The organism is Paenibacillus herberti, assembly GCF_002233675.1.
GTDB classification, from domain to species: domain Bacteria; phylum Bacillota; class Bacilli; order Paenibacillales; family Paenibacillaceae; genus Paenibacillus_O; species Paenibacillus_O herberti.
Map to the genome: position 1 here is coordinate 1 of NZ_NMUQ01000005.1, position 1956 is coordinate 1956.

The 1956-nt window shown below is 34.5% G+C and carries 2 protein-coding genes and 1 pseudogene; all 3 read left to right on the top strand.

Annotated features, from left to right (window positions below; translation table 11 throughout):
- Positions 1-104: 104 nt before the first annotated feature.
- Positions 105-494 (top strand): annotated as a pseudogene (locus tag CGZ75_RS24215) (NUDIX hydrolase); the annotation flags it as partial.
- A 142-nt stretch (positions 495-636) separates the two neighbouring features.
- The gene (locus tag CGZ75_RS24220) at positions 637-1047 is read left to right on the top strand and encodes a hypothetical protein (protein ID WP_089527005.1); all 411 of its coding nucleotides are present in this window, start codon (positions 637-639) and stop codon (positions 1045-1047) included.
- 103 nt (positions 1048-1150) lie between these two features.
- Positions 1151-1561, top strand: a complete 411-nt coding sequence (locus tag CGZ75_RS24225; RefSeq protein ID WP_089527006.1) for a hypothetical protein — start codon at positions 1151-1153, stop codon at positions 1559-1561.
- The last annotated feature ends 395 nt before the right edge of the window (positions 1562-1956 follow it).

Consider the following 1956-nt stretch of genomic DNA (forward strand, 5'->3'; position numbering starts at 1 on the left):
TTCCGTTCCCCTCCGCCTCAACATTATTGTATCGGGGTAAGGGGTGTACTGTCCAAGTTCATTAGGGGGCTAAATAGTTACAACTAAGAGAAGATAATGGGCTTTGGGGGTTGCCAGGAGGATCACTTGAGCCAGGAGAGTCAATGGAAGAAGTAGCAAGAAGAGAATTATTTGAAGAAACAGGCTTACTTGCTGGGAATATTGCTTTGTTTAATGTCTTCTCTGATAAAGAGCTTTATTATCAGTATCCTCATGGAGACGAAGTTTATAATGTTGTGGCAGCGTATATATGTCATGAATATAAAGGCAATCTAATTAAGAATGAGAGTGAAGTAAGAGATTTAAAGTTTTTCAATACTCATGAAATACCCAAAGAAATCAACCCTCCAGATAAGCCAATAATAGATATTTATTTAAAGATGTTTGGGGAGGGCGGCCTAGGGAAGCATGATGGAACAAAGCTGGTTGACGTCGCTGATTCAGGTGAAAAGTAATTGACTGAGGCACAATGGATTCCGTCTAATAATTCGCTTGAAAGCCATGTATATCCTAAACTTTGGGTTAGTAAAATATAGTAAAACGTCGCTTCGTCTGCTAAAGTGAGAGTTAATTGTAATTTTAGAAAAGGGGATGAAAATGGAAGAAACGAAAACTGTTTTAATTAAAATTACAAAACCCAACTTGAGTGGTTTATTATATGCCCTTGTTTTTTTAGTGACGCCACCCTTAATTTCATATGCTCAAAGTAACTTCTATTATTATCTACTTTCTTTGTTTTTTTATGTTCCATGGATCGTTTGTACAATAAAGGAACTGAAAAGTAGAGTACTAAAATTTACTGATAACCAATTAATCGCAGGTAATTTTACACTTTATTATAAAGATATTGAGGATGTAGTCGTTTATAAAAAGAGATTAAATATTACTGTGAATAACAAACGATGGCTGACCAAACTAATATACTTAGATTTTAAAAATACACAAGATAAAGAGAATACCAAAAACAAAATTGATGAATGGAAAATACATAATAATAAAATTAGTTAACTCAGGTAAAACACCGCTACTATAAATCAAAACCACTTCCTCAACTAACTCTAGATGAAATTAAGCCCTAACTAAGATTGTAACCATAGAAAAGGGGATAATCATGGAAGAAGTGAAAACTGTCTTAATTAAAATTACAAGACCAACTTTGAGTAACATAATATTTGGCGTTGTTATGATGTTAACTATAATTATCTGGAGTCAAAGCAATAACTATTATTATCTATTCGTTATATTTTTATATGTCCCGTGGATCATTTATACAATAAAGGAACTGAAGAATAGAGAACTAAGCTTTACTGATAACCAATTAAATGTTGATGATTTTACACTTCATTATAAGGATATTGAGAGTGTAATTGTGCATAAAAAGAGATTAGACATTACTGTAAAGAACGAGCGAAGGCTAACCAAGTTAATATATTTAGACTTTAAAAATGCACAAGATAAAGAAAATATTAAAAACAAAATTGATGAATGGAAAACACATAATAGTAGCAGTGAAAGGCAGTGATCATTTGAAGAAAGTGATTACAAGTGGAAGTGTCCTGTTAAGCGGGATAATACTTTATGCGGGTGTCAAGAAATATGCTGGTGAAATTAAAGAGAAAAATCTTGAACCTAAATTACGAAAGCCTATAGAATCAGTCGTTTGAGACAAATGGGCTTGGGCATCTCATCCAGTTATGGAGGCGATAGTTGCGATTCAATCCAGAGTGGATGAAATAAGCCGTCACCTTCCCCCTCCCCAGATGAAGGGGCAACGGGATTTCCAAGACTAATTTTGGGATTACTCGTTCATTCCAATAAAATACTTTTTTGTTCCATCCGTCGCCAGACCCTCTGGTTTTGAAATGATGCAGACAGCTTTAAGGTCATTTGACGAGCGTGACTTACAAACGCGCCTGC

Bases quoted from the DNA above. Each gene is read 5' to 3' on its own strand.
- CGZ75_RS24225 (WP_089527006.1), top strand. From the start codon at position 1,151: ATGGAAGAAGTGAAAACTGTCTTAATTAAAATTACAAGACCAACTTTG.
- CGZ75_RS24220 (WP_089527005.1), top strand. From the start codon at position 637: ATGGAAGAAACGAAAACTGTTTTAATTAAAATTACAAAACCCAACTTG.